The sequence below is a fragment of the Pelomonas baiyunensis genome (assembly GCF_043555935.1).
In the GTDB taxonomy this organism is placed as follows: domain Bacteria; phylum Pseudomonadota; class Gammaproteobacteria; order Burkholderiales; family Burkholderiaceae_C; genus Pelomonas; species Pelomonas baiyunensis.
The window spans coordinates 1-1289 of record NZ_JBIGIB010000015.1 but is presented as its reverse complement, the minus strand read 5'-3'; the positions used below and the strand labels follow the sequence as shown (position 1 = coordinate 1289).

Below are 1289 nucleotides of genomic sequence, written 5' to 3'. Positions count from 1 at the left end.
GCTGTTTAGACCGGAGACATGGGTAACACCCGTGCCAGGACATGGGTAACGCGTTCTCAAGTGTCCAACAGAGGCTCACGTAGGTCGAACTGCGTGAAGCGCTGATGGCAGAAGTACACGTCGTACACGCCGTCGCACTCGGCGCTGGGACGAATGCCGATGGGCTGCCCTTGCAATGCACTGGAGACATGCAGCTTGCGCTGGCGGAAGTGGATGAAGCCGTTCCAGCTCACGGTGACGACGCAGTCTGTGTCCGGGTACTCGATGCGCCGCATCGTCGGGCTGTAGCTCACGCTGCTTGCTTGGTAACGCTGCACCGGCACTTGCAAGCCCAGGGCCTCATGCGGCCGTTCGCAGTTGTAGCTCGGGCGCCAGGTGTCAAACGCGCGCTGCACGGCTTCGAAGTCCTTGAAGTGCCGCCCGGCCAGCACCTCCACGTCCAGCGTTCGATGGAACCGCTCCAGCTTTCCGTTGGTCTGCGGATGGTGCGGCGCGCTGAAGCTCACCCGCACGCCGTGACGGATGAGCCAGACAGCCAGCTCGCTCAGGCTCTGGCCCGTAGCCTTGGGCGTGCCCCAGGGCGAGCCGTTGTCGGCATTGATGCGCAACGGCAGTCCGTAGCGCTCAAAGGTCTGAACGAGCTGCGCCTTCACCGACTGCGTGTCCGTGCGTTGCAGCGCTTGCAAGCGCAGGTTGAAGCGCGAGTGGTCATCCAGCAACGTGAGCGCCTGGCAGCGGCCAGCGAGCGTCGGGAAGTGCCCTTTGAAGTCGATCTGCCACAGGCTGTTGGGGGCGTCGTGCTCGAAGCGTTGCCAGGGCTGGGCAGCCTTGCTGGCGGCTGGATTGATCAATCCGTGGCGGTGCAGGATGTGGGTGACGGTGCTGGGAGCAATCTCAGCCTGGCCCAGATCCATTAACCGACGGGCGATCTTGCGGCCACCCCAAGCCGGGTGTTCTCGGCGCAGCGCCAGCACAGCTTGCTCGATGGTGGTGCTGCTGCGCGCAGGACTGTTCTGGGGCCGACGACTTCGGTCATGCAAGACCTGACCATCACCCATGGCGCTCTCGAAGCGCCCGATCCACTTGTAGCCCGTCTTGGGGCTGATGCCGAATTGGCGACACAACGCACGCACATTGGTGCCGTCCTGGCGGGCCAGGTGCACGAACTCTTGACGCTGAGACACGGTGCTCTTCTCCATCCAGACCATGGGCTTCTTCCGGGGCTTCGAAACCCCGAAAGCGTTACCCATGTGCTGGCACACCCGTTACCCATGTCTCCGGTCTAAACA

At 63.2% G+C, this 1289-nt stretch carries 1 protein-coding gene; it reads right to left on the bottom strand.

Features of this window, described 5'->3' with window-relative positions:
- Positions 1-56: 56 nt before the first annotated feature.
- Entirely contained in the window at positions 57-1208 is a 1152-nt protein-coding gene (locus ACG01O_RS22230; protein WP_394387797.1) for an IS481 family transposase, read from the bottom strand.
- Positions 1209-1289 lie beyond the last annotated feature (81 nt).